We start from the raw sequence: 25,769 nt of genomic DNA, 5'->3' as shown, positions 1-25,769 counted from the left end.
ACCATGGCAAGACACTGGCGAGCCGGCGCGGCCGGCATGGCCGTCCTCGGCCTCACCCTCACGGCCTGTTCAGGGGCGAAGGTCGGCGACAGCTCCTCCGGGGGCTCGAAGAGCTCGGGCGGCAAGTGCGGCACGTTCAATCTCGCCGTCAACCCGTGGGTGGGCTACGAGGCGGACGCGGCGGTCGTCGCCTACGTCGCGCAGCACGACCTCGGTTGTACGGTCACCAAGAAGGACCTGAAGGAAGAGATCGCCTGGCAGGGCTTCGGGACCGGCGAGGTCGACGCCGTCCTGGAGAACTGGGGCCACGACGATCTGAAGAAGAAGTACATCACCGGGCAGAAGACCGCCGTCGAGGCGGGGCAGACCGGCAACAAGGGCATCATCGGCTGGTTCGTGCCGCCGTGGCTGGCCAAGGCCCATCCGGACATCACCGACTGGAAGAACCTCGACAAGTACGCCGCCAATTTCAAGACCTCCGAGTCGGGCGGCAAGGGCCAGCTGCTCGACGGGGACCCGTCGTACGTCACCAACGACGCGGCGCTGGTGAAGAATCTGAAGCTGGACTACAAGGTGGTGTACGCGGGCAGCGAGACAGCGCTCATCCAGGCCTTCCGCACCGCGGAGAAGAACAAACAGTGGACGATCGGCTACTTCTACGAACCGCAGTGGTTCCTGTCCGAGGTGCCACTGGTCAAGGTCAACCTGCCCGCGTACAAGACGGGGTGCGACGCGGACGCCGCCAAGGTCGCCTGCGACTATCCCGTCTACAACCTGGACAAGATCGTCAGCGCGAAGTTCGCCAAGTCCGGGAGCCCGGCTTACGACCTGGTGAAGAAGTTCAACTGGACGAACGACGACCAGAACACCGTGGCCAAGTACATCGCGCAGGACAAGATGTCGCCCGACGCGGCGGCGCGGAAGTGGGTGGAGGCGAATCGCGGCAAGGTTGACGCCTGGCTGAAGTAGCGAACGTCCGGCCGACGGGGCCGTGGGGAACCGCGGGTCCGTCGGGGCTGGTCGCGCCCACGTGGCGGATCCGCATGCCGACGCGGTCGCGCGCCCCTTCGGGGCGCCCCGAAACACGAGCCTCGAAAGGCCCGGCAGGCTGCCTGCGCAGTCTGCCGGGCCCTTCGCGTTTTCCGCTGTTCACGGACGTACTGCGCCCCCTTGACACCCCTCCTCGGGACGGGCACATTGAGTTGCGCAACCTGAATCGCGTTGCGTAGACAGCAACTGGACTGGTTTCGAGTTCGGAGGTTGGCGATGGCGGGACCCCGAGTGGTCATCATCGGAGCGGGCGTCGTGGGAGCGGCCCTCGCGGACGAGATCTCCGCACGAGGCTGGACCGAAGTGACCGTGGTCGACCAGGGGCCCCTCCCGGCCACCGGGGGATCCTCCTCGCACGCCCCGGGCCTGGTCTTCCAGACGAACCCCTCCAAGACCATGACGGAGCTGGCCCGCTACACCGTCGAGAAGCTCTGCTCCCTCGACGTCGACGGCCGGCCCTGTTTCCTGCAGGTCGGCGGCCTCGAAGTGGCGACCACCCCCGAGCGCCTCACCGAACTCCACCGCCGGCACGGCTGGATCACGGCCTGGGGCATCGAGGCGCGCCTGCTGACCGCCGACGAGTGCGTGGAGCGGCACCCGCTCGTCAGCCGGGACAAGATCCTCGGCGGCCTCCTCGTCCCCACCGACGGCCTCGCCAAGGCCGTCCTCGCCGTCGAGGCGCAGATCCGCCGCGCCACCGAGCGGGGCGTGCGCTTCCTCGCCCGCCACGAAGTCCTCGACGTGCGCCAGAGCGAGGGCCGGGTGACCGGCGTCGTCACCGATCAGGGCGAGATCCCCGCCGACATCGTCGTGTGCTGTGCCGGCATCTGGGGCCCGAAGATCGCCCGCATGGTCGGGATGAACCTCCCGCTCACCCCGCTCGCCCACCAACTCGCCTGGACCGGGCCCGTACCGGCCCTCGCCGGCCAGACCGAGGAGGCGGTACGCCCGATCCTGCGCCACCAGGACGCCGACCTCTACTACCGCGACCGCTTCGACGGCCTGGGCATCGGCTACTACGGCCACCGCCCGATGCCCGTCTCCGCCGACGACATCCTCTCCGTGGACGAGGCCGAGGAGATGCCGTCGGTCCTGAAGTTCACCGAGGAGGACTTCGAGGACGCGTGGACCGAGACCCGGTCCCTGCTCCCGGCGACGAAGGAGGCCAAGGTCGAGGAGGGCATCAACGGCCTGTTCTCCTTCACCACCGACGGCTTTCCGCTCCTCGGCGAGTCACCGGACGTCCAGGGCTTCTGGGTCGCGGAGGCCGTGTGGGTGACCCACTCGGCCGGCGTCGGCCGGGCCGTCGCCGAGTGGCTGGTCGACGGCCACTGCTCCTCCTTCGACCTGCACGAGTGCGACGTCAACCGCTTCGAGCCGCACCAGCTCGCCCCGGAGTACGTCCTGGCCCGCGACTGCCAGAACTTCGTCGAGGTCTACGACATCCTCCACCCCCTCCAGCCGTCCGGAAAGCCGCGCCCGATCCGCACCAGCCCCTTCTACGCCCGCCAGCAGGAGCACGGTGCGTTCTTCCTGGAGGCGAACGGCTGGGAGCGGCCCCAGTGGTACGAGGCCAACGCGGGGCTGGTCGAGGGGCGTTCCGTCCCGACCCCCGACGACTGGGCCGCGCGGTACTGGTCGCCCGTCGTCGGCGCCGAGGCCCAAGTCACCCGTGAGACGGTCGCGATGTACGACATGACGGCCCTCAAGCGCCTCGAAGTGAGCGGCCCCGGCGCCGCCGACTTCCTGGAGCGGCTGGTCACCGGCAAGGTCGCCAAGTCGGTCGGCTCGGTGACGTACACCCTGCTCCTGGACCACGACGGCGGCATCCGCAGCGACATCACCGTCGCCCGGCTGGCCCGTGACCTCTTCCAGGTCGGCGCCAACGGCAACCTGGACCTCGACTGGTTCACCCGTCACCTGCCCGCCGACGGCTCGGTCCAGGTCCGCGACATCACTCCCGGCACCTGCTGCATCGGACTGTGGGGCCCGCTCGCCCGCAAGGTGCTGCAGCCCCTCACGGACTCCGACTTCTCGGGCGACGGCCTGAAGTACTTCCGCGCCAAGCGCGCCCACATCGGCAGCGTCCCCGTCACCGCGATGCGCCTGTCGTACGTCGGCGAGCTCGGCTGGGAGCTGTACACCACAGCCGACCAGGGCCTGAAGCTGTGGGACACACTGTGGCAGGCGGCCCGGCCGCTGGGCGGGATCATCGCCGGCCGCGGCGCCTTCAACAGCCTCCGCCTGGAGAAGGGCTACAGGTCCTTCGGCACCGACATGACCTACGAGCACGATCCCTACGAGGCCGGCGTCGGCTTCGCCGTCAAGCTCGACAAGGACGACTTCATCGGCAAGACCGCACTCGAACGCCGCAAGGCCGACGTCCGCCGCAGGCTCACCTGCCTCACCATCGACGACCCCCGGTCCGTCGTCATGGGCAAGGAACCGGTGTACGACGGCGACCGCGCCGTCGGCTACGTCACCAGCACCGCCTACGGCTACACGATCGGCAAGGGCATCGCCTACGCCTGGCTCCCGGCCGAACTCGCCACCCCCGGCACCACCCTGCACATCGGCTACTTCGACCGGCGCGTCGAGGCGGTCGTGGCCGAGGAGCCGCTGTTCGACCCCACCATGTCCCGCCTGCGCGGTTAGCACACCGCGAGAGCTTCGAGGGAAGGAACACCGCCGGTGACCGCACAGAAGCTCGACGGCAAGGCCACCGCCGCCGAGATCCGCCGTGAACTCGCCGCGCGCGTCGCCCAGCTGACCGCCACCGACGGCAGACCGCCCGGCCTCGGCACCGTCCTGGTCGGCGACGACCCCGGCAGCCATGCCTACGTCGCCGGAAAGCACCGGGACTGCGCCCAGGCCGGCATCGCCTCCATCCGCCGAGAACTGCCCGCCGACGCGACACAGCGGCAGGTCGAGGACGTCATCGACGAACTCAACGCCGACCCCGCCTGCACCGGCTACATCGTCCAGCTGCCGCTCCCCGGTCACCTGGACGCCAACGCCGTACTCGAACGCATGGACCCCGCCAAGGACGCCGACGGACTGCACCCCCTCAACCTCGGCCGGCTGGTCCTGGGCGTGGCCGCCCCGTTGCCCTGCACCCCGCGCGGCATCGTGGAACTCCTGCTCCGTCACGACGTCCCGCTCGCCGGGGCCCGGGTGTGCGTGATCGGACGCGGCATCACGGTCGGGCGGCCGATCGGCCTCCTCCTCACCCGCCGTTCCGAGAACGCCACCGTCACCCTCTGCCACACCGGAACCAAGGGCCTGGCCTGGCACGTGCGCGAGGCGGACATCGTCGTCGCCGCCGCCGGCTCGCCCGGACTGATCACCAAGGACATGCTCCGCCCCGGTGCCGCGGTCCTGGACGTCGGGATCACCCGCACCGAGCACGGGCTGGCCGGCGACGTGCACCCGGACGCCGCCCAGGCCGCCGGATGGCTCGCGCCGATGCCCGGGGGCGTAGGACCCATGACCCGGGCCATGCTGCTCGCCAATGTCGTCGAGGCCGCCGAGAGGAACGCGAACACCCCATGAACGCGCTGAACATCCCGCTGGCCGAGCTGGACCCGGAGGTCCACGCCGCGCTTCGCGCCGAACTGCGCCGCCAGCAGTCCACCCTGGAGATGATCGCCTCGGAGAACTTCGCGCCCTGCGGGGTGATGGAGGCCCAGGGCTCGGTCCTCACCAACAAGTACGCCGAGGGCTACCCGGGCCGGCGCTACTACGGCGGCTGCGAACACGTGGACGTGACCGAGCGGCTGGCCGTCGAGCGCGTCAAGTCGCTCTTCGGCGCGGGCTACGCCAACGTCCAGCCGCACTCGGGCGCCCAGGCGAACACCGCCGTCTTCTTCGCCCTCCTCCAGCCGGGCGACACGATCCTCGGCCTGGACCTCGCGCACGGCGGGCACCTCACCCACGGCATGCGCATCAACTACAGCGGCAAGATGTTCAACGTCGTGCCGTACCACGTGACCGAAACGGATCACCTGGTCGACATGGACGAGGTGGAACGCCTCGCCAAGGAACACCGCCCCAAGATGATCATCGCGGGCTGGTCGGCGTACCCGAGACAGCTGGACTTCGCCGCCTTCCGCCGCATCGCCGACGAGGTCGGCGCCCTCCTCATGGTGGACATGGCGCACTTCGCGGGCCTGGTCGCGGCCGGACTGCACCCCAGCCCCGTCCCGCACGCGCACGTGGTCACGACCACGACGCACAAGACCCTCGGCGGCCCCCGCGGCGGAGTCGTGCTCACCAACGAGGCCGACCTCGCCAAGAAGATCAACTCGGCGGTGTTCCCGGGTATGCAGGGCGGCCCGCTGGAGCACGTCATCGCCGCGAAGGCCGTGTCGTTCAAGGTGGCGGCGTCGCCCGAGTTCGCCGAACGCCAAGCCCGTACACTCGCCGGCGCCCGCGCCCTCGCCGACCGCCTCACCCGCCCGGACGCGGCCGCCGCCGGGGTGAAGGTCCTCACCGGCGGCACGGACGTCCACCTGGTCCTCGTCGACCTGCGGGACTGCCCACTCGACGGCAGACAGGCCGAAGACCTGCTCCACGAGATCGGCATCACCGTCAACCGCAACGCCGTCCCCTTCGACCCGCGCCCGCCCATGGTCACCTCGGGCCTGCGGATCGGCACCCCGGCCCTGGCCACCCGAGGCTTCACCGAGGAGGACTTCGCCGAGGTGGCCGACGTGATCGCGCGGGCCCTCCAGCCGGATCCGGACACGGACGCACTGCGCGCCCGCACGGCGGCCCTGGCGGCCGAGCACCCGCTCTACCCGCACCTTTCGGACGACGGAGACGCCCGATGAGCCCCAGCACCCCCGGCGCAGACATCCCCGACCACCCCGACCGGCTGTGGCGCAACCCCGAGCCGAAGCGGTCGTACGACGTGGTGATCGTGGGCGGCGGCGGACACGGCCTGGCCACCGCCCACTACCTGGCGAAGAACCACGGCGTCACCAACGTCGCCGTACTGGAGAAGGGCTGGCTCGCCGGCGGCAACATGGCCCGCAACACCACGATCATCCGGTCCAACTACCTGTGGGACGAGAGCGCCGGGATCTACGAGCACGCCCTCAGACTGTGGGAGGGCCTGGAGGAGGAGCTCGACTACCCGATCCTCTTCTCCCAGCGCGGTGTCCTCAACCTCGCCCACAGCCTTCAGGACGTCCGCGACAGCGTGCGCCGCGTCGAGGCCAACCGGCTCAACGGCGTGGACGCCGAATGGCTCGACGCCGAGCAGGTCAAAGAGGTCTGCCCGATCGTCAACACCTCACCCGACGTGCGCTACCCGGTCCTGGGCGCCACCTACCAGGCACGCGGAGGAATCGCCAAGCACGACTACGTCGCGTGGGGCTTCGCCCGCAGCGCCGACGCGGCCGGCGTCGACATCATCCAGAACTGTGAGGTCACCGGACTCGATGTCGTCGGCGGCAGGATCGTGGGCGTGCGGACCTCGCTCGGCCCGATCGCGGCCGGCAAGGTGGCCCTGTGCTCGGCCGGCCACACCTCGGTGCTGGCCGCGATGGCGGGCATCGAACTCCCGCTGCAGAGCCACCCGTTGCAGGCCCTGGTCTCCGAGCTGCTGGAGCCGGTCCACCCGTCGGTCGTCATGTCCAACGCCGTCCATGTGTACGTCAGCCAGGCGCACAAGGGCGAACTGGTGATGGGCGCGGGCATCGACGCGTACAACTCGTACACCCAGCGCGGCGCGTTCCACATCATCGAGGAGCAGATGTCCGCCGCCCTGGAGCTCTTCCCGGTCTTCGCCCGCGCCCATGTACTGCGCACCTGGGGCGGCATCGTCGACGTCAGCCCCGATGCCTCGCCGATCGTCGGCCTCAGCCCCGTCGACAACCTCTACCTCAACTGCGGATGGGGCACGGGCGGCTTCAAGGCCACCCCGGGCGTCGGCTGGGTCTACGCCCACACCATCGCCCACGACACCCCGCACACCCTCAACGCCCCCTTCTCGCTCGACCGTTTCACCACCGGCGCGCTCGTCGACGAGCACGGCGCGGCCGCGGTGGCCCACTAGGGAGCCGAACCCATGCTGCTCATCCCCTGCCCGTGGTGCGGGCCCCGTGACGAGGTCGAGTTCCACTACGGCGGCCAGGCACATGTGCCGTACCCCGAGGACCCCGCGGCCCTCACCGACGAGGAGTGGGCGCGGTACCTCTTCTTCCGCGACAACCCGAAGGGCCCGTTCGCCGAGCGGTGGAGCCATGCGGCGGGCTGCCGCAGATGGTTCAACGCGGTGCGGGACACGGCCAGGAACGAGATCCTCGCCGTGTACAGAGCCGGGGAGGAGCGTCCGGCGGCCGTCGAACCACGAGCGGTCACTTCTCGGCCGAGTCCAGTGTGTCCGGCCCGTCCGGGGGAGTTCGATGACGAGCCGGAAGGGCGATCCACGACCACCGGCCCCCAGCCGACGACGCATCGGGAAGCCGCCCCAGTGGGTGTTCCCGGGCAGGCGTTCCGACTGCCGACCGGAGGCCGGGTCGACCGCGACGACCGGCTCACCTTCACCTTCGACGGCACCGAATATCAGGGCTTCCGCGGCGACACCCTCGCCTCCGCTCTCCTGGCCAACGGCGTCATCGCGGCGGCGACCAGCATCAGACTCGGCCGCCCGCGCGGCATCTTCTCGGCCGGAGTCGAGGAACCCAACGCCGTGGTGCAGATCGAGGAGCCCTTCCCCGAGCCGATGCTGCCCGCGACGACCGTCGAACTCCACGACGGCCTGGTCGCCGTCAGCCTCCCCGGCCAGGGCCGCCTGGCCACCGAACCCGACCCCGCGCGCTACGACGCCGTGCACGCCCACTGCGACCTGCTGGTCGTCGGCGCGGGCCCGGCCGGCCTCGCGGCGGCGGCGGCCGCGGCGCACAGCGGCGCACGCGTCATCCTCGCCGACGACCGGCCGGAGCCGGGTGGCAGCCTGCTCGGCACGGGCGAACACCTCGACTGGGTGGCGGCGACCGCCGCCCGGCTGGAGGCCGCCCCCGAGGTGCGCGTACTGCGGCGTACCACCGTGTTCGGCTACTACGACGACAACCACCTCCTCGCCGTCGAGCGCCGCACCGGCCACCTCGGCGCCGAAGCCCCGGACAATGTCTCCCGCGAACGCGTCTGGCGCATCCGCGCCCACCGCGTGGTGCTCGCGACCGGCGCCCACGAGCGTTCCCTGGCCTTCGCCGACAACGACCGCCCGGGTGTGATGCTGGCCGCTTCGGCCCGCGCGTACGTCAACCGTCACGCCGTCGTCCCGGGCCGCAGGGCCGTCGTCTTCACCACCAACGACAGCGCCTACGCGGCCGCCCTCGACCTCGCGGCGGCGGGCGTCGGGATCGCGGCGATCGTCGACACGCGCCCCGAACCGGGGGAGTGGGCAGGCCGTGCCCGGTCCGCCGGCATCGAGGTGCTGGCCGGCCACGCGGTCACCGGAACGTCGGGCGAGGCCCGCCTCACCGCCGTGACCATCGCCCCGTACGGAGAGATCGCCCCGCGGCGGGAGCTGGCCGCCGACCTCCTCCTGGTGTCCGGCGGCTGGAACCCCGTGGCGCATCTGTTCAGCCAGGCGGGCGGCAAGCTCCGCCACGACAGCGCGCTCGGCACGTTCGTCCCCGACACCTGCCGCCAGCCGCTGGAGGTCGCGGGCAGCGCGGCCGGCACCTTCGACCTCGCCGCGGTCCTCGCCCACGGCGCGGCGGCCGGAGCCCGTGCCGTCGAGGCCGAGGGCTACACCCCCGAGGCACCCGCGCTCCCCACGGTCGCGGCCCAGCCCCAGTCCCCGCCCATGCACGTCTTTTCCGTCCCCGCCCCCACCGGCGCCCCCCGCTTCGTCGACCTCCAGCGCGACGTGACCGTCGACGACCTGGCCCGCGCGACCGGCGCCGGACTGCGCTCCGTTGAGCACACCAAGCGCTACACCACGGCCGGCACAGCCAATGACCAGGGCAAGACGGCCGGCGTCCTGGCCGGCGGGATCGTCGCCGAACTCCTCGGCGTGGACATCTCCGCCCTCGGCACCACCACGTTCCGCCCGCCCTACACCCCGGTCTCCTTCGCCACCCTCGCGGGCCGCGACAGAGGCGCGCTGCACGACCCGGTCCGCGTGACCGCGCTGCACGCATGGCATGCCGAGCACGGTGCGCTCTTCGAGAACGTCGGCCAGTGGAAGCGGCCCTGGTACTACCCGCGGGACGGCGAGGACATGGCGGCGGCGGTCCTGCGCGAGTGCCGTGCCGCCCGCGAGGGCGTCGCCTTCATGGACGCCTCCACCCTCGGCAAGATCGACGTACAGGGCCCGGACGCCGGCGCCTTCCTCGACCTGCTCTACACCAACATGATGAGCACGCTGAAGACCGGCATGATCCGCTACGGCGTGATGTGCCGTCCGGACGGCATGGTCTTCGACGACGGCACCGTCATCCGTCTCGCCCAGGACCGCTTCCTGGTCACCACGACCACGGGCAACGCGGCCGCGGTACTGGACTGGATGGAGGAGTGGCTGCAGACGGAGTGGCCCGAACTGCGGGTCCACTGCACCTCGGTCACCGAACAGTGGGCCACCGTCGCCCTGGTCGGCCCGCGCTCGCGCGAGGTCCTCGGCTCGCTCGCCCCCCAACTGGCCGCCGGCAACGACGACTTCCCGTTCATGGCCTGGCGGGAGACGACCGTCGCGGGCATCGACGCCAGAGTGTGCCGGATCAGCTTCTCCGGCGAACTCGCCTACGAGATCAACGTCTCGCCCTGGGAAGCCCTCGCCCTGTGGGAGTCGCTGTACCGGGCGGGCGCCGCCCACGGCATCACCCCGTACGGCACCGAGACCATGCACGTCCTGCGGGCCGAGAAGGGCTACCCGATCATCGGCCAGGACACCGACGGCACGGTCACGCCCCAGGACCTGGGCATGAGCTGGGCGGTGTCGAAGAAGAAGCCGGACTTCATCGGCAAACGCTCCTACGCCCGCGCCGACACGATCCGCCCCGACCGCAAGCACCTGGTCGGGCTGCTCCCCGAGGACCCGGGCGCCCTGCTGCCGGAGGGCACGCACCTGGTCGCGGACAGCGTGCTGCCCGCCCCGCCCGTACCCATGCTCGGCCATGTCACCTCCAGCTACCGCAGCGCGGCACTGGGCCGGACCTTCGCACTCGCCCTGATCAAGGGCGGCCGGGAGCGCATCGGTGAACGTCTCTACGCACCTGTGGGCGACCGGCTCCTTCCGGTGACCGTCGCACACCCCGTCCTCTACGACCCCGAGGGAGCCCGCCGCGATGGCTGACACCGCCCCGACCGCGCAGCAGCGCAGCCCCCTGGCGCACGCCGCCGAGCGCCTCGCGGCCGTCACCCGTGCCTCCGCAGGCGCGATCCGCCTGGCCGAACTGCCCTTCCTGGCCCAGCTGAACGTCCGCCTCGACCCCAAGGGAGCGACGGCGGACGACGTCGGACTCTCCCTGGGAATCCCGCTGCCGCTCGAGCCCGACACCGTCGTACGTGCCGGGGACCTGACCGCGCTGTGGCTCGGGCCCGACGAATGGCTGGTGGTGGGCCGCCCGGGCACCCAGCGGGACCTGGACAGCCGGATCCGTTCGGTGGCCGCGGACGAGCCGGTCTCCGTCACGGACGTCTCCGCCCAGCGCACCACCGTTCTCGTCACCGGACCCCGAGCCCGCGACCTGCTGTCCCACGGCTGCTCGCTCGATCTGCACCCGCGCGCCTTCGGCCCCGGCCGCTGCGCACAGACGAACCTGGCCCGCACCCAGGTCGTCCTGGTCGCGCGCGACGAGCCGCGGTCGGGTTTCTGGGTGCTGGTGCGCTCGTCCTTCGCCGACTATCTGAAGGAGTGGCTGCTGGACGCCGCGGTGGAATACGTCTGACCCGTTGCCGTTAGGCGCTGAGCCGCTCGCGTGACACGGGGCTCCCCGCCGCGTAGTGGACGTACTCACGGACCAGGCGGAACCCGGCCGTCCAGGCCAGGAGACGACCGGCGCGGTTGTGCACCGAGCAGTTCCAGCCGGGCGTGCGGCCACGGGCCCTGATGTCCGCGCACAGGGAGGCGACGCAGGCGAGGGCGAGGCGATGGTCCCTGCGGTCGGGGACGGCGTACACCGCCACGTCCTCGTAGCGGCTCCCGCGGAAGAAGGTGCAGGTCACCGCCAGGATGCGACCGCCGCGGCCCACCGCGCCCCAGGCGTGCCCGGACATGGAGAGGCCGCGCGGGCCGCCCCAGCCGGCCGACAGCCAGGAAGCGTCCGGGCCGAGGGCGTCGACGGCGTCGGCGTCCGCCGGTTCGAGTCGCCGTACGGTCACCGTGCGCGGGACGATGACGGGCCGAGGCTCGCACTGGAGCGTCCAGATCATGCGCTCCCACGGCGTGAGCCGGTCGAACGCGGCCCCGAGGGCGGGCAGGAACGGTGCCGGAGCCTCGACCCGGTTGCCGGCCAGCGGGGCGAGGACACCCGGTGTGAGCTTCTGCGGACTGCCGCGCAGCACGACATGGCCGGCGCAGGACACGGCGACCATGCTCGGCTGGACGGGCTGATCGGCCCACCAGCGGCCGATGCCCGTGGCCAGTACATGCTCACCGATCGTGGCGGGACCGGGAGAGCCGGTGGGGAACCAGTGCGCGAGCACGCGGCGGTCCGGCGGCGAGATCTCGATCATCAAGGCTTCGTGGGGTCGGGGAAGACGGGATACGGATCGGGAGGGCGACGGACCGCGGCCCCGGCACCCTCGGCGCCGAGGGCGAGCCCGGCGGCACGGTGGGGCCCACGAGTCCGGCTGGGGTGAGACCACAGGTGCCCGGTTCAGGCCTCCGGCGGCACCGTCTTGCGCTTGGTCAGCAGATGCCTCGTGTCCAGCCGCAGCCGCCAGGTGTTCCGGCGGTGCACGGCCGCCAGTTCGGACTCCAGCGGAGACGGCGGCACGGCGAGGACCGGGCAGCCGGCGTGGGTGAGGCAGTAGTGGCTCACCGAACGGGTGACCGCGCGGTGCAGCACACTGCGGCGGCCCGCGCCGACCACCAGGACGTCGTCCTCGCGGCCGGCGATGTCGACCAGCGCGGGACCCGTGGCGCCCCGGGCGACCAGCGCACGCATGGCGACCCCGGGACCGGCGGCGCCGAACGCGTCGTCGAGCGCGGTCAGCAACCGCTCGCGCGCCAGCCGCTCCCACTCGTCGGCCAGGTCGTTCGGAGGCGGGAACCGGCGGCCGGACAGCTCGCCACCGGGCGGCATCCAGGCCAGAACCGGCCACAGTTCCGCACCCCGTCGCCGTGCCTCTCCGGCCGCCCGGCACAAGGCCGTGATGCTGCCCAGGGAACCGCTCACCCCGACCACGACACGGACGGCCGCGGGGGCCTCGGACTCGGACATGACTCCACCGTTCTTCGCGCGCCCGCGGGGGGATCCCCGCTGGCGACCGTCTTGCGGACCGCCTCCATGGAACTCCCGCTGCCGGACTTCGAACAGCCTGCGCGGCACTTCTTGGCGCACTTCTGACAGCCTCCCCGCAGGCGCGTGACCAGCGGTGTCAGCATCCCGTCAGCGTCACCCGGATCGCCGCAAGCATCGCGTCAGAAGGTGTCCGGATTTCATGGGCGGCGGACGTAGCGTCGAGGGCGAGCCCCGGTTCCGCCTCCCGCGTCCGGCGCGCTCACCTCGTCACACGAACCACGGATCCTCCAGGAGGAATCCCATGGCAGAACTCCTGTGCGGTGAAGACCCGGAGCCTTCTGATCGGTTCCCGGCCGGACCCCTGTTCGTCCCGGTCCGGCCGGGACCGTCCGGGTGCGCCGCCCGGCTGTTCCGCACACCCGTCGGCGACCGGACGGCCGTCGGCTTCACCTCCGTCCGCAGCCTGACCGTGACGCTCGGCCCCGAACAGGCGTGGATCAACCAGGCCGAGCCCGCGCTGCGGGTCGGACGAGGGGGGAGCGCATCATGACCACACTCCACGAACCCGCGGTCACCAGCCCCGACCTGTCGGTGTGGCCCGTCTCCACCGACGAGCCCCGCGTGGGCGCCGTGTCCGTGGGCGGTGTACCGCTCGCCGAGGTCGCCGAACGCTTCGGCACCCCCGTCTACGTCCTCGACGAGAACGAGGTACGCGAGCGCTGCCGCACCTACCGGGCAGCCTTCCCCGACGCCGAAGTCCTCTACGCGGCCAAGGCGTTCCTGTGCCGGGCCATGGTCCACTGGACCGCCGAAGAGGGCCTGGGCCTGGACGTCTGCTCGGCCGGGGAACTGGAACTCGCGGTCGCGACCGGGTTCCCGCCCGAGAGGATCGTGCTGCACGGCAACGCCAAGTCCCCGCGCGACCTGGAGGCCGCCCTGCGCCTGGGCGTCGGACGGATCGTGATCGACAGCCCGTCGGAGATCGCCCGGCTGGCCGCCGCCGTCGGCCCCGGCGGCCACCAGAAGGTCATGGTCCGCGTGGTGCCCGGCATCAGCGCCGGCGGTCACGACAAGATCCGCACCGGCACCGACGACCAGAAGTTCGGCCTGTCCATCGCCGACGGCTACGCCCAGCACGCCATCACCCGGATCCTGGACCAGCCCCAGCTCGAACTCACCGGCCTGCACTGCCACCTGGGCTCGCAGATCACCAGCGTCAAGCCGTATCTGGCCGCCGTGCGACGCATGGTGGGCCTCATGGCCCGGCTGCACGAACAGCACGGCCTGATCCTGACCGAACTCGACCTGGGCGGCGGCCACGGCATCGCCTACCGGCCCGGCGAGCAGGCCCTCGACCTCACCGCGCTGGCCCGCAAGGTCCGCGCGGAGCTGAGCGAGGCCTGCGCGGTGGCCGGACTCCCCGTGCCCCGCCTGATCATCGAGCCGGGCCGGGCCGTCGTGGGCCCCGCGGGCATCGCCCTCTACCACGTGCTGTCCGTCAAACGCACCGGCGACCACACCTTCGTCGCCATCGACGGCGGCATGAGCGACAACCCGCGCCCCGCCCTGTACGGCGTGCGGTACGCGCCCCGCCTGATCGGCCGGCACAGCACCGCGGCCCCCGCCGCGGTGACCTTGATGGGCCGCCACTGCGAGGCGGGCGACGTGCTCGACACCGACGTGGAACTCCCCTCCGACGTACGTCCCGGAGACCTGCTGGCCGTGCCGGTGGCGGGCGCATACCACCTGTCCATGGCGTCCGGCTACAACCTGGTCGGCCGCCCGCCCGTGGTGGCCGTGGACGCGGGCACCGCCCGCCTCCTGGTCCGCCGCGAGTCCCTGGACGACATCCGCAGCCGCGACGTGGGCCTGTAGCGCGCGGCGTCCCCCTGAACCACCTCCGGACGAGGCGACGGCCCGGCCCTCGCCCGGAGGTGACGCCCCGTCCCTGGTGTTCCTGCTCGCCCTCGCCACCGGAGCCGCCCTCGTCCTCGCCCCGCTCAACTTCCTGCCGGCCCTGTCCCCGGGGTCTTCGGCGGAGGCGCCGCAGTAAGAAGTCATCTCATTTGGTGAGTCTGCGGTAGCAGATGAGGGTGCAGGCGATGCTGGTGAAGGCCAGGAAGTGTTCGGCTTTGCGTTCGTAGCGGCGGTGGAGGCGGCGGCATCCGGCGAGCCAGGCCATGGTGCGTTCGATCGTCCAGCGGTGGCGGCCCAGCCGTGTGGAGGGCTCGATGCCTTTGCGGGCGATGCGATGTCGGATGCCGCGGCTGCGTAACCATCGGCGCAGGTGGTTGTAGTCGTAGCCTTTGTCGCCGTGGAGTTTGGCGGGCCGTCGTCGGCGCGGTCCGCGCCGGGAGCGAATGGGTGGGATGCCTCGCACGAGCGGTTCGAGGGCCTGGCTGTCGTGCAGGTTGGCACCGGATATCCCGACGGACAGGGGCAGCCCGGTACGCTCGGTGATCAAGTGGATCTTTGAACCGTACTTGCCGCGATCCACCGGATTCGGACCTGTCAGGTCCCCTTTTTCAGGGCTCGCATGTTCACCGAGTCGATCGCGCAGCGAGACCAGTCCAGTTCACCGCGAGAGCCGAGTTCGTCGAGGACCAGGCGATGGAGCTTCGCCCACACCCGGGCCTTCGACCACTCGGCGAAGCGCCGGTGAGCCGTGGGCCCTGAAAGCCCGAACGAGGCGGACGGCAGTTGCTGCCACGTGCAGCCCGACGTGGCCACGAACACGATCGCAGCCAACACCTCCCGGTCGCCGTGCCGGCGCCGGCCACCACCCTGAGGCCGACTCGGCGCCTCCGGAACCACTCGCTGGAACAACTCCCACAGCTCATCCGGCACAAGCCGCTCAACGATCCCCACATCTGGAGCCTATCGAACACCCCAAATGAGATGACCTCTAAGACCCCCGGGCGGGTCGGCCGGTCCTCCCTCACTCGCGCCGGCCGACCCGCCCGGGCCATGAACACACGCGCCCGGCTCCCGTCCGAAGGAAACTGTTGGCGACCGTCCGAGCGGCCCCGGTGAGGTCCCGATGGCGTATGGCCTGGCACGTCGAGAACTGCGACCGAGAGTCCCCCTGCGCCCGGGCGAAGGGGAGAAGCACCACCTGACCAGCCTGGAGGGCCTGGCCACGCTGTCGCTCGACGCGCTCAGCTCGGTCGCGTACGGTCCCGAGGCGATCGTGCTGGCCCTCGTGGCCGCCGGAACCGGGGCGCTGGCGGCCACCCTCCCCATCACACTGGCGATCACCTTCCTGCTCGCCGCGCTGGTGGTGTCGTACGGCCAGGTGATCGCCGTTCACCCGGACGGCGGAGGCGCTTACGCCGTCGCGAAGAAGGACCTCGGCCCGACGGCCAGCCTGCTCGCGGCGGCCAGTCTGGTCGTCGACTACGTCCTCACCGTCTGCGTCAGTCTCACGGCCGGCGCCGACGCGCTCACATCCGCCTTCCCCGCCCTCGCCCACGACAAGCTCCTCGTCTGCCTGGTGGGCTTGGCGCTGCTGACGGCCGTGAACCTCCGGGGCGTCGCGGAGAGCGCGCGGGTGCTGATGCTGCCCACCGTCCTGTTCATCGTGGCGATCCTCGGCGTCATCGTCGTCGGTCTGTTACGCACGCACCCGGCCGCCGTCGTCGGCGCCGCACAGCCCGTCCACGCGACCGAGACCCTGGGGATCCTGCTCATCCTCAAGGCGTTCTCGTCCGGCTGCTCCGCGCTGACCGGAGTGGAGGCCATCGCGAACGCCGTACCCACCTTCCGCACGCCCAGGGTCAAGCGCGCCCAGTGCACCGAGCTCATGCTCGGCGCCCTGCTGGGGCTGATGCTGATCGGTCTCGCGGTGCTGATCCGCCGCGACCACGTGGCGCCGCGTGGCGACGTCACGGTCCTCGCCCAGCTCACCGCCGGCGCCTACGGCGACGGCTGGGCCTACTACGCCACCAACTTGCTCGTCACCCTGGTCCTCGGGCTCGCCGCCAACACCAGCTTCGGCGGACTGCCGGTCCTGATGAGCCTGCTCGCCCGCGACCACCGCCTGCCCCATCTGTTCGGGCTGCGCGCCGAACGGCCCGTCTACCGCTACGGTGTGCTGGCGCTGGCCCTGCTGGCCGCGGTCCTGCTCGTCGCCGCCGACGCCGACACCCACCGGTTGATCCCGCTCTTCGCCATCGGCGTGTTCATCGGCTTCACGCTCAGCCAGGTCGGGCTGGTCCGGCACTGGGCGGCCCAGAAGCCCGTCGGCTGGAAGCGCCGCGCGCTCATCAACGGCACGGGCGCGGTGCTCACCACCCTGGCCGGAATCATCCTCCTCACCACCAAGTTCCTGGAGGGCGCCTGGGTGGTCGTGATCGCCGTACCGCTGCTCATGCTGCTGTTCGACCGCATCCAGCGCTACTACACGGCCGTGGGCGAGGAACTGCAGCTGGGCCGGGTCCCGGACCCGCCGGACCGGCGCGCCGGCAGCCTGGTGATCGTCCCGCTCGGCGAGGTCAGCAAGCTCGCCCGGCACGCCATCACCGCCGCCCTCGCCCTGGGCGACGAGGTGGTAGCGGTCGCCGTCCACGCCGATCCCGACAGGACGCGGATCCTGGAGGAGTCCTGGGAGCGCTGGAACCCGGGCGTGCGGCTCGACATCATCGACAGTCCGCACCGCTCCCTGGTCCAGCCGATCGTGGACTACGTGCAGCGCGCGGCCGGGAACGGCCGCCAGATCGCCGTCCTCATCCCCGAGGTCGAGCCCAGGCACCGCCGCTACGAGATCCTCCAGAACCAGCGCGGACTGCTGCTCGCCACCGTCCTGCGAGCGCGCACGGATGTCGTGGTGTGCATGCTGCCCTACCGGCTGAGTGTCTGATCCGGCGTGCGTCTCACTACAATTCCTGACAATTCCGGTGACGGGACGAGGAGGGCCGCGATCATGCGTGAGCTGGCTCGGACGGCACGGCAGTGGGCGGCCGAGGGCCGTACGGGTGTCCTCGCCCGCCCCCTCACCGAGCAGGGCTTCGGCCCCCGGCACCCCGCCGACGCCGTCCTGATCGACCAGGACGGTCACTGCCTCGGCACCCTGTACCGCGGTGTGTTCGACGCGTACCTGGTCACGGAGGCGGCTGCCCTGCCCGCGGGCCGCACCGCGTGCGTGCGCGAGGTGTCCGTCCACGACGACGAGGTGAGACGGGCGGGCCTGACCTGCGGTGGCCAGGCCGAGGTGCTGCTGCAGTCCCTGCACACCGTTCCCGCCCGCTGGTGGGAACTGCTGGCCGACGGGGCCGACGTCGCGCTGATCACCTGGCTGGACGAGGGACGGACCACAGTGAACAGCACCGTGGCGACGCCCGCGCCGGCGGCTGACGACGGGCCCGCCGAAGCGGTCGCACGCGCCCGGGAACTGCTCGCCCGCCGCCGGGCCGGCCGGGACGCCCGCTCCACGGACGACGGACTCGTCCTCATCGAGACGTTCCCGGCCGTACCCCATCTGGTCATCGTGGGAGGAGGCGAACTCGCCGAACTGCTCGTCGCACAGGCTCACCTGCTGGGCTGGCAGGCCACCGTGGAGTCCACCGTCCACAACGCCGTACGGCTGCTCACCGAGCGTCCTGCCGCCGCCTGCCTGATCGTCCTCAGCCACGACCCCGACGTCGACACACCGGTCCTGTCCACCGCCCTGACCGCCGGCATCGCCTATGTCGGCGCGCTCGGCTCCCGCCGCACCCAGGCCCGCCGCGCCGCTGACCTCGTCGCGGCGGGCCTCGACGAGGGACACCTCGCGCGCATCCACGGCCCCATCGGCCTGGACCTGGGCGCCCGCACCCCGGCCGAGACGGCACTGGCCGTCTGCGCCGAGGTGCTCGCCGCCCTCGACGGGCGCGAGGCCCGCGTGCCGCGCGAAGGGGACGGGCCGGTCAACGCCTGACCGGCCGACCGGGCGTCACGCGGCCGCGAGCGACACGTCGGTCGACTGGATCAGCGCGGCAACCGGCGAGCCATCCGCCACTTGCGGATCCGTACGGCCCTCGTAGACCAGAGCTTCTGGTGGTTCTGGGCCGGAGTGGCCGGTGATGGCTTGCGGCTCCTGCTGCCCCGCCCAGCAGCCCCTCGCGCTCTGATCCGTCACGCCCTGGGCGCGCGGCGCCGGCCGGCCCCGGTCGCGGGTCAGCGGCAGCAGAGCGTGGCGTGCCGCCGAAGTGGCCGTCGACGGCGAACTCGACGCCGACCACGCGGGCGGCCGCGTACGGCTCCTTGAGCGGCAGGTCTCCTCCTCGGTCACCTCGAAGTGACCCGTGGAGACCGCCGCCGGGCTCGCTCGGACCCCGGCCGGGTCACCCGGGTGGTGGACGGCGCCGCTGGTCGCCGGAGGTCTTCGCAGCACGACGTCCGCTCTGTCCCGATAAGATGCCTTCTGTGATCAGGTCAGGACGGCACCGGCGCCGCCGCCCTCCGAACGGTGGCCGACGGGAAGTCGTACTGCTCTCACCGGTGATCCTCACGGTCCTCATCGCCGGCCTCGCCTTCGCCACCCCCAGAGAGATCGCCTTCAGCCGCCTGCTGCCGGCGGCACCCGCCCTCGCGGCCGCGTTGTGGCCCGTCGTCCCGACGATCCTGCTCGGGGCGTTCTCCTTGATGGTGATGATCGGGCTCAGCCTCGTCTACTCCGACCTGGGGACGCCGTACACGGCTGCCGCGATCATCGCGGTCACCTTGGCGGCCGCGTATGCCAGCCATCTTCGACTCCAGCGGGAGGAGATGCTCTTCCAGGTCCGGCTCGTCGCCGACGCGGCCCAGAAAGTGCTGCTCCGCCCGCTGCCGCGCCGTATCCAGAACGTCGAAATCGAGTCGCTGTATCTGGCGGCCCAGGAGCAGGCCAGGATCGGAGGCGACTTCTACGAGGCGGCCGACACGCCGTACGGGGTCCGGCTGCTCATCGGCGACGTGCGCGGCAAGGGTCTCCCGGCGGTGGGAGCGGCCTCGGCGGTGATCAACTGCTTCCGGGAGAACGCCTACGACCAGCCCGACCTGAGGAGCATCATCCACCGCCTGGAGGCCAGCATGGCCCGGTACAGCCTTGCGACCCCCGCCCAGGACCAGCCGGAGCACTTCGCCACCGCATTGATCGCCGAGATCCCGAACGGCGGTGGGCGGGTGAGCATTCTCAACTGCGGGCACCCGCCGCCCCTGCTCGTGCGGCGAGGGGAGATCCGTGTTCTCGAGTCGACCACGCCCTCGACGCCGCTCAACCTCGCGACACTCCTCGGCGAGCACTACGTCGTCGACACCGTGGCCTTCGGCGCGGGCGACCAGATGCTGCTCTACACCGATGGCGTAACGGAGACCCGGGACCGCGACGGCTCGTTCTTCCCGCTGCCGGACTGGATGCGGCAGCTCGGCCCGGCGCCGCCCCGTGAGCTGCTGGACCGACTGCACCGGGACCTGCTGCACTACAGCGGCGGAAGGCTCGAAGACGACATCGCGGCCCTCGCCGTACGCTGCCGGAACCCCCCGGACCGGAAGGACTCCACGTAGCCGACCGGAAGCCGCCGGCACCTCCCGGGCCGTGCCCGGCACGGCCCGGTGACCGACGGCGTCGAACGCCTGGACCGCTTCGAGCAGGACCGCACCGAGCCCCGCGAGGTCGTCCTCACCGCGCGTCTCGTCGTGCGGGGCACCACGGCCGAGCCCTTCCGGCACAGGGCGCGACGTGTCCGGTGCGGCAGGCCGAGGGCCGGTCGAGGACCCCGAACCGGCGCCTGCGGGCGCCTGCCGCCCGGGTACCATCGCGGGGTGAACACCTACTGGCACGTCGTTCTGCCGCCGCTCTGCGCCTGACAGGGCGCAGACACTGACGGTTTGACCCCCGGCCCCCACCGACCCCAAGGTCGGTCAGGGGCTGTTGTCGTGCGCCCGTTTCGGATCGAGTCCCAGACCCGTTCGACGACGGAAGACCACGACTGTGCCGAATCGCAGTTCCTCTCCGACTCCCGCGCGCCCGGCCTCCGCCGGCCGGCGCCCTTCACGTACCGGTGTCCTCCGCGGCCCCGCGCCCATCCTCGCCTCGGCCGTGCTCTGGGGTACCACCGGGACCGCCGGATCTCTCGCGCCCACCGGTGCACCGGCGGCGGCCATCGGCTGTGCCGGGCTCGTCCTCGGCGGCATCCTGCTGTTCCTCACCTCGCGCGGCGCCCGTTCACTGCCCGGCGCCTGCACCCGCACCGAGCGCCGGCTGCTCATCCTCGGCGCCCTGGCGGTGGCCGGGTATCCGGTCACCTTCTACCCGGCCGTGGCGCGCACCGGCGTGGCGGTGGCCACCGTGATCGCGCTGGGCAGTGCCCCGGTCTTCGCCGGACTGCTGTCCTGGGTCACCGGACAGTCCCGGCCGACCGCAGGCTGGATGCGCGCCACCACGGCCGCCGTGCTGGGCTGCACCCTTCTGGTGCTCGGGCCCGGGCTCACCGGGCACGCCACGCCGATGGACCCGACGGGCGTGATGCTCGCCGCGTGCGCCGGACTGTCGTACGCCGTCTACTCACTGATCGGCGGCAGGCTCATCACCCGAGGGCACCCTTCCGACGCCGTGATGGGCGTGCTGTTCGGCGCGGCCGGGCTGCTCGTCCTGCCGCTCGTGCTGTTCGCCGGCACGCACTGGCTCACCACCGCCCGCGGCGGGGCGGTGGCGGTCTACCTCGCTCTGTTCACCGTCTTCCTGGCCTACCGGCTGTTCGGGTACGGACTGCGCCGTACGCCCGCGTCGGCGGCCACGTCGCTCACCCTGGCCGAGCCGGCCGTCGCCGCGATCCTGGGCGTCGGTGTCCTCGGTGAACGCCTGACGGCAGCCTCCTGGTGCGGACTGGCTGTCCTCGCCCTGGGTCTGGTCCTCCTGGCCGTGCCGGTCGGGGCCGGCGGCCGGGGCCGATAGTCGCCGGGCACGCCCCGGTCCGGTTCCACGGCCCCCGGGAACCGGACCGGGGCGTCGCTGCACCGGGCGCCCCCGCCACCGGCACTCTCATCGACTCAGGCACTCGTTCGCTCCGCCTCCCGCGGTACCGCGTATCCCGGGACGGAAGGCCACCGTACGGTCAGCACGACCGACTCTTCCTCCGCGACCCAGGAGTGGTCCACGCCCCGGCCCCAGACGACGTAATCGCCCTGCCGCTCCAGCAGCACGCTCCGACCGGGGAGTTCGACCCGGAAGCGACCGCTGATCAGAACCAGGAGAGCCGTACGTTCCTCGCCCCTGACCCACTGCGTTCGTGTGTCGCCCCGTGGGTGGACGCCCCACTTGATCTCTACGGCGTCGCTCCGGCGAGGGTCACCCCGCTCCTTGAAATGCCCGAGCAGCCAGCCTCGGTCCAGGGCCGCGTCCTTGCCCGCGTTGCCCACGTACACGCTGTCGTCCATGCGCCCGGACGCTAACAGCCGCCCGCCGGGTCCTGGCGGCGCTCGGGGGCACCGACCCTGGTGAGGTCAGGCGCCTTGCTCGAGAGTGCCGATCTCGTGGAGGATCCCGAAGGCCCGCACCAGAGGCGCGGTGCCGGTGTCCGCGATGCCGGAGGCGCGGCGCGCTCGGCGCGTGCGCAGCACCGCGCGTACGGCGGACAGAGCCGCGCACGCGATCACCGCCGCCTTGAGGTCGGCATCGGGCGTGTCCGGGGGCAGCCTGCGTTGCACCAGGACGGTGAGCCGCTCCTCGAAGTCGGAGAAGGCCTGGACGAGGCGGGTCGTGACGACGTTCTCGATGTCCTCGAGCGGATGGCTGAGGGCCGTCAGAGTGGAGGCCGAGAACGGTTCGGCGGCCGCCAGCAGCGCGTTGCACACCGCGTCCAGGGGCGCCTCGTCCGCCGGGCGCTCGGACAGGGCGTTCTCGACGTAGGCGAAGATCTCGACGCCGTCCGGCAGCAGCAGCGCTTCCTTGCTCTCGAAGTACCGGAAGAACGTGCGCACCGAGACGTTCGCGTATGCGGCGACGTCCGCAACCGTGGTGCCCTCGAAGCCCCGCTCCCCGAACAGGCGCGCGGCCCCTTCCAGCAGCAGGCGCCGCGTCTCCTCCTTTTTGCGTTCGCGCAGTCCAGCGGGGGTGATCTCACTCGGCATGGGCCGAAGCCTCCGCCATGGTGTCCCGGCTGTCAATCGGCACACATGTCACGCGGGACAGGCGCGGCCAGAGAAACTGGCACTGCTGCCAATTGTCATTCGTGCCACTTTCTCTCTAGAGTTCGTGTCACTCGTGACACTTCTCCTTGGAGGCCAGGGTGCCCCGACCCTCGCAGCAGTCCCCAGAGCTGAGCGCAGTGCGCACCGACGCGCACCCGCCGGCGGAACCCACTCCCGCACTCGGTGGATTCGGCCGCCTCGGCGGCTTCTGCGCCCGGCATCCGGCGGCGGTCATCGCGGCCTGGCTGCTGATCCTCGCCGCGGCTCTGGCCGGGCGGCACATCGCCGCACCCACCTTCAGCGACCAGGTCAGCCTGCCCGGCACCGCTTCCCACACCGGCGCCGACCTGCTCGACGCCTCCATGCCCCAGGCCGGCCGGCCCAGCGGCAAGGTCGTCTTCCACACCGGCTCCGGCACCGTGGCCGACCGGCGGTCCGCACTCGACCGAACCCTCGCCGACCTGCGCGCAATGCCCCGCGTCACCGCCGTGTCCGGGCTCGTGACCAGCGACGACGGACGCACCGCGTACACCACCGTCTCCTTCGACGAGCAGCTGAAGAACCTCGGCCACGACTACACCGTGCGACTCGACACGGCGACGGAGCCCGCCCGGGCGGCAGGGGTCGGCGTCGCCTACGGCGGCGACCTCGACCAGGTGGTCCGGGAACCCGCCAACGACAAGCTGAGCGAGGCAGTGGGCGTCGTCACCGCCCTGGTCATCCTGCTCCTGGCTTTCGGCAGTGTCCTCGCCTCGCTGCTGCCGCTGGTGACCGCGCTGATCAGCGTCGGAGTCGGCCTCGGCATCGTGGGCATCGTCGCCGCCACCCTGTCCTTCGCGACCTCCGCCACCACCCTTGCCGGCATGATCGGCCTGGGCGTGGGCATCGACTACGCCCTGTTCCTGACCACGCGCTTCCGACAGGACCTCATCGACGGCCGCGATCCGGTCGAGGCCGCGGCCCGCACTGCGCGCACCAGCGGACGCGCCGTCTTCATCGCCGCCCTGACCGTCGCCGTCGCCATGCTCAGCCTCTACGCGTGCGGGCTGACCTTCATCGGCAAGATCGGCCTGGCGGCGACCCTCGCCGTCATCGTCACGGGCGGTGCCGCCCTCACCCTGGTCCCGGCGGCGCTGGGCCTGGTCGGCAGGCGCATCGACCGGCTCCGGCTGCGTCGCGCCGTCGCCGAGAGCACGGGAGCGCGCGACGGCTGGCACCGCTACGCGCGACTCGTCTCCCGGCGCCCCTGGACCTTCCTGGCCATCGGCCTCGCCGTGCTCGGCGTGTGCTCCGTACCGCTGCTGTCCATGCGCCTCGGCCACGTCGACGCCGGCGCGGACCGACCCGGCAGCAGCACCCGCACCGCATACGACTGGATCGCGAACGCCGACGGGCAGGGCTTCGGAACGGGCGCGAACGGCCCGGTCGTCACCGTGATCGACATGAGCGAGGCGCACACCTCCGCCGGCCGGATCTCCGACGACGTGACCGCGGCCCTGCGGGGCACCCATGGGGTCGCTTCCTTCACCCCCGTCAAGCCCAGCGCCGACGGCAGGATCCTCGTCACCACGGTCACCCCGGCCACGGGCCCGCAGGACGCCGCCACCGACGCCCTGCTCGACACCCTCTCCGGGCAGACACTGCCCAAGGCCCTCGGCGGCACGGGCGCCGAGGCCTATCTCACCGGCAGCGTGGCCGGCCAGGCCGACTTCCGGCACACGGTCGGCGCGCGGCTGCCGATCGTCATCGGCATCGTCCTGGTTCTCGCCTTCCTGCTGCTCATGACGGTCTTCCGCAGTGTGGTGATCCCGCTCAAGGCCGTCGTCCTCAATCTGCTCACCACGGCCGCGTCCTACGGCGTGCTCGTCGCGGTCTTCCAATGGGGCTGGGGCGACTCACTGCTGGGGCTGTCCGAGCCGGTGCCCATCGAGTCGTACGTCCCGATGATGATGTTCGCCATCGTCTTCGGGCTGTCCATGGACTACGAGATCTTCCTGCTGTCCCGCATCGCCGAGGCATGGCAGCGCACCGGTGACAACCGGCTGTCCGTGGGCGAGGGACTGTCCGCGACGGCGCGCGTCATCTCGGCCGCGGCCTTCATCATGACCGCCGTGTTCCTGTCCTTCACCGCCTCGCCCACCGTGGTCGTGAAGATGCTCGCCCTCGGACTCGCGATCAGCGTGGTCGTCGACGCCACGGTGGTCCGCCTGATGCTGGTGCCGTCCGCCATGTTCCTCATGGGCAAGGCCAATTGGTGGATACCCCGCCGACTCGACCGGATCCTCCCGCATCTGCGAGCCTGATGACCCCACAGGCCCCGAACACCCCATCGAATCGGAGCACACGACCGTGAATCGCCGAACCGGCACCCGCATCCTCCTCGCGGTGACCGTGACACTGGCCGCCCTCACGTGCGCGACCGACCTCGTCGTCGAGCACAGGACCGAGGAGCGAGTCGTCGCCCAGGCATCGCGCCGGCTGAAAGCGGAAGGGCCGGTCCACGCCGATCTCACCACGCCGCTCGCCGGGCTCCGCACCCTCGGAGGGGAGGTCGGCGACGTGGAGGTGAGCGCCAAGGACATACACCGTCAGCACACGACGATGGACGTGACCGTCCGCCTCAAGGGCGTCACCACGGACGGCGACAGCGCCGGCGGAAGCGCGACCGCCACCGTCGGATACGACCAGGTGGCCCGGCGCATGGGGTCGTCGGGCGACGGCATGACCGCCACGGGACAGAACGGCGACCTCGTCCTCAGCGGGAACACCGGAGCCCTCGGGCTGCCGGTCACCGTGCGTGCCAGGCTGACCGCGACCTCGGACTCGTTCACCATCACGCCCACGACCGTGACCGTCCTCGGCCGCAGCATGGCGGTCGCCGACCTGCCGTCCGCCGCCGGTCTGCACCGTGAACTCCAGCCCCGGACCGTCCCCGTCACCGGCCTGCCCCACGGCGTCGCGCTGACCTCGGCGCACGCCGCCGACAACGGACTCGTCCTCGGCTTCTCGATCGCCCCGGGCCCGACACCGAGCGCGGGCGGGGGAGCGGCGGCCTGAGCGTCCGGCCGGCGGCACCGCACGGGCGCGGGCGAGGCCGGGCGCGGCGACCCGACCCGCTGGATGGTTACTTGCAGGTAGTAATAAGCTGGATGA

The 25,769-nt window shown here is 71.6% G+C and carries 22 protein-coding genes; 16 read left to right on the top strand and 6 right to left on the bottom strand.

From position 1 onward, the window contains the following. The first annotated feature begins 3 nt into the window (after positions 1–3). The 7 genes from AVL59_RS25755 (at position 4) to AVL59_RS25725 (ending at position 10,952) form a co-directional block, all read left to right on the top strand. Positions 4–969, top strand: coding sequence for an ABC transporter substrate-binding protein (locus AVL59_RS25755; protein ID WP_067308680.1), 966 nt, complete (start codon positions 4–6; stop codon positions 967–969). Positions 970–1,266: 297 nt separating this feature from the next. Then, a complete protein-coding gene (locus AVL59_RS25750; protein WP_067308677.1) occupies positions 1,267–3,705 on the top strand; it encodes a GcvT family protein in 2,439 nt (812 codons plus the stop codon). Positions 3,706–3,741: 36 nt separating this feature from the next. Further along, positions 3,742–4,602 (top strand): bifunctional methylenetetrahydrofolate dehydrogenase/methenyltetrahydrofolate cyclohydrolase, encoded by an 861-nt coding sequence (locus AVL59_RS25745; RefSeq protein WP_067308674.1) that lies wholly within the window; start codon positions 3,742–3,744, stop codon positions 4,600–4,602. Beyond that, on the top strand, positions 4,599–5,882 hold the full coding sequence (glyA, locus tag AVL59_RS25740) for a serine hydroxymethyltransferase (RefSeq protein WP_067308671.1): 1,284 nt from the start codon (positions 4,599–4,601) through the stop codon (positions 5,880–5,882). Before AVL59_RS25745 ends, glyA begins: the two co-directional genes overlap by 4 nt. After that, the gene (locus AVL59_RS25735; protein WP_067308668.1) at positions 5,879–7,111 is read left to right on the top strand and encodes a sarcosine oxidase subunit beta family protein; all 1,233 of its coding nucleotides are present in this window, start codon (positions 5,879–5,881) and stop codon (positions 7,109–7,111) included. Before glyA ends, AVL59_RS25735 begins: the two co-directional genes overlap by 4 nt. 12 nt (positions 7,112–7,123) lie before the next feature. Continuing rightward, positions 7,124–10,357 carry a sarcosine oxidase subunit delta family protein gene (locus AVL59_RS25730; RefSeq protein WP_067308666.1) on the top strand — a complete coding sequence of 1,078 codons (3,234 nt, stop codon included), beginning with the start codon at positions 7,124–7,126 and terminating at the stop codon, positions 10,355–10,357. Then, positions 10,350–10,952 (top strand): sarcosine oxidase subunit gamma, encoded by a 603-nt coding sequence (locus AVL59_RS25725; protein ID WP_067308663.1) that lies wholly within the window; start codon positions 10,350–10,352, stop codon positions 10,950–10,952. The genes AVL59_RS25730 and AVL59_RS25725 overlap by 8 nt, the downstream gene beginning before the upstream one ends. 10 nt (positions 10,953–10,962) lie before the next feature. Here AVL59_RS25725 and AVL59_RS25720 read toward each other — a convergent pair whose 3' ends face one another. Continuing rightward, entirely contained in the window at positions 10,963–11,739 is a 777-nt protein-coding gene (locus AVL59_RS25720) for a GNAT family N-acetyltransferase (RefSeq protein ID WP_067308660.1), read from the bottom strand. A gap of 143 nt (positions 11,740–11,882) precedes the next feature. Then, the gene (locus tag AVL59_RS25715) at positions 11,883–12,449 is read right to left on the bottom strand and encodes a universal stress protein (protein WP_067308657.1); all 567 of its coding nucleotides are present in this window, start codon (positions 12,447–12,449) and stop codon (positions 11,883–11,885) included. 322 nt (positions 12,450–12,771) lie between these two features. On the opposite strand from AVL59_RS25715, the gene AVL59_RS25710 reads away from it, so the two are divergent. Both AVL59_RS25710 and lysA read left to right on the top strand, forming a co-directional pair. Continuing rightward, positions 12,772–13,020, top strand: coding sequence for an SAV_915 family protein (locus AVL59_RS25710; RefSeq protein WP_372450430.1), 249 nt, complete (start codon positions 12,772–12,774; stop codon positions 13,018–13,020). Next, the gene (lysA, locus tag AVL59_RS25705; RefSeq protein ID WP_067308654.1) at positions 13,017–14,345 is read left to right on the top strand and encodes a diaminopimelate decarboxylase; all 1,329 of its coding nucleotides are present in this window, start codon (positions 13,017–13,019) and stop codon (positions 14,343–14,345) included. The genes AVL59_RS25710 and lysA overlap by 4 nt, the downstream gene beginning before the upstream one ends. Positions 14,346–14,532: 187 nt before the next feature. On the opposite strand, the gene AVL59_RS49405 is transcribed toward lysA, so the two are convergent. Next, a protein-coding gene (locus AVL59_RS49405) for an IS5 family transposase (RefSeq protein WP_237281881.1) occupies positions 14,533–15,332 on the bottom strand; the annotation gives its coding sequence in 2 pieces (ribosomal slippage) (positions 14,533–14,994 and positions 14,997–15,332; 798 coding nt in all). 178 nt (positions 15,333–15,510) lie between these two features. Here AVL59_RS49405 and AVL59_RS25690 point away from each other — a divergent pair. Both AVL59_RS25690 and AVL59_RS25685 read left to right on the top strand, forming a co-directional pair. Continuing rightward, positions 15,511–17,328, top strand: coding sequence for an APC family permease (locus AVL59_RS25690; RefSeq protein WP_067308651.1), 1,818 nt, complete (start codon positions 15,511–15,513; stop codon positions 17,326–17,328). 63 nt (positions 17,329–17,391) lie between these two features. Further along, positions 17,392–18,384 (top strand): XdhC family protein, encoded by a 993-nt coding sequence (locus AVL59_RS25685; RefSeq protein WP_067308648.1) that lies wholly within the window; start codon positions 17,392–17,394, stop codon positions 18,382–18,384. A gap of 15 nt (positions 18,385–18,399) precedes the next feature. On the opposite strand, the gene AVL59_RS52570 is transcribed toward AVL59_RS25685, so the two are convergent. Further along, entirely contained in the window at positions 18,400–18,840 is a 441-nt protein-coding gene (locus AVL59_RS52570) for a hypothetical protein (RefSeq protein ID WP_159400081.1), read from the bottom strand. A gap of 32 nt (positions 18,841–18,872) precedes the next feature. Here AVL59_RS52570 and AVL59_RS25680 point away from each other — a divergent pair, with 32 nt between their 5' ends. From AVL59_RS25680 to AVL59_RS25670, 3 genes are all read left to right on the top strand, one after another. Continuing rightward, entirely contained in the window at positions 18,873–19,991 is a 1,119-nt protein-coding gene (locus AVL59_RS25680) for a PP2C family protein-serine/threonine phosphatase (RefSeq protein WP_067308644.1), read from the top strand. A 48-nt stretch (positions 19,992–20,039) separates the two neighbouring features. Beyond that, positions 20,040–20,294, top strand: coding sequence for a hypothetical protein (locus AVL59_RS54985; RefSeq protein WP_067308641.1), 255 nt, complete (start codon positions 20,040–20,042; stop codon positions 20,292–20,294). 124 nt (positions 20,295–20,418) lie between these two features. Then, positions 20,419–21,381 carry an EamA family transporter gene (locus tag AVL59_RS25670; RefSeq protein ID WP_067308639.1) on the top strand — a complete coding sequence of 321 codons (963 nt, stop codon included), beginning with the start codon at positions 20,419–20,421 and terminating at the stop codon, positions 21,379–21,381. A 95-nt stretch (positions 21,382–21,476) separates the two neighbouring features. On the opposite strand, the gene AVL59_RS25665 is transcribed toward AVL59_RS25670, so the two are convergent. Then, on the bottom strand, positions 21,477–21,863 hold the full coding sequence (locus tag AVL59_RS25665; RefSeq protein ID WP_067308637.1) for a cupin domain-containing protein: 387 nt from the start codon (positions 21,861–21,863) through the stop codon (positions 21,477–21,479). A 66-nt stretch (positions 21,864–21,929) separates the two neighbouring features. Next, positions 21,930–22,556 carry a TetR/AcrR family transcriptional regulator gene (locus tag AVL59_RS25660; protein ID WP_067308634.1) on the bottom strand — a complete coding sequence of 209 codons (627 nt, stop codon included), beginning with the start codon at positions 22,554–22,556 and terminating at the stop codon, positions 21,930–21,932. A gap of 158 nt (positions 22,557–22,714) precedes the next feature. Between AVL59_RS25660 and AVL59_RS25655 the strand changes: the two genes are divergently transcribed. Together AVL59_RS25655 and AVL59_RS25650 are read left to right on the top strand one after the other, a co-directional pair. Then, entirely contained in the window at positions 22,715–24,919 is a 2,205-nt protein-coding gene (locus tag AVL59_RS25655; RefSeq protein ID WP_208870452.1) for an MMPL family transporter, read from the top strand. A gap of 46 nt (positions 24,920–24,965) precedes the next feature. Continuing rightward, positions 24,966–25,673, top strand: a complete 708-nt coding sequence (locus tag AVL59_RS25650) for an LmeA family phospholipid-binding protein (RefSeq protein WP_067308628.1) — start codon at positions 24,966–24,968, stop codon at positions 25,671–25,673. The last annotated feature ends 96 nt before the right edge of the window (positions 25,674–25,769 follow it).

The sequence above is a fragment of the Streptomyces griseochromogenes genome (assembly GCF_001542625.1).
GTDB classification, from domain to species: domain Bacteria; phylum Actinomycetota; class Actinomycetes; order Streptomycetales; family Streptomycetaceae; genus Streptomyces; species Streptomyces griseochromogenes.
Note: the sequence above shows the minus strand (reverse complement) of the source record. Positions and strands in the feature narration are given on the sequence as shown.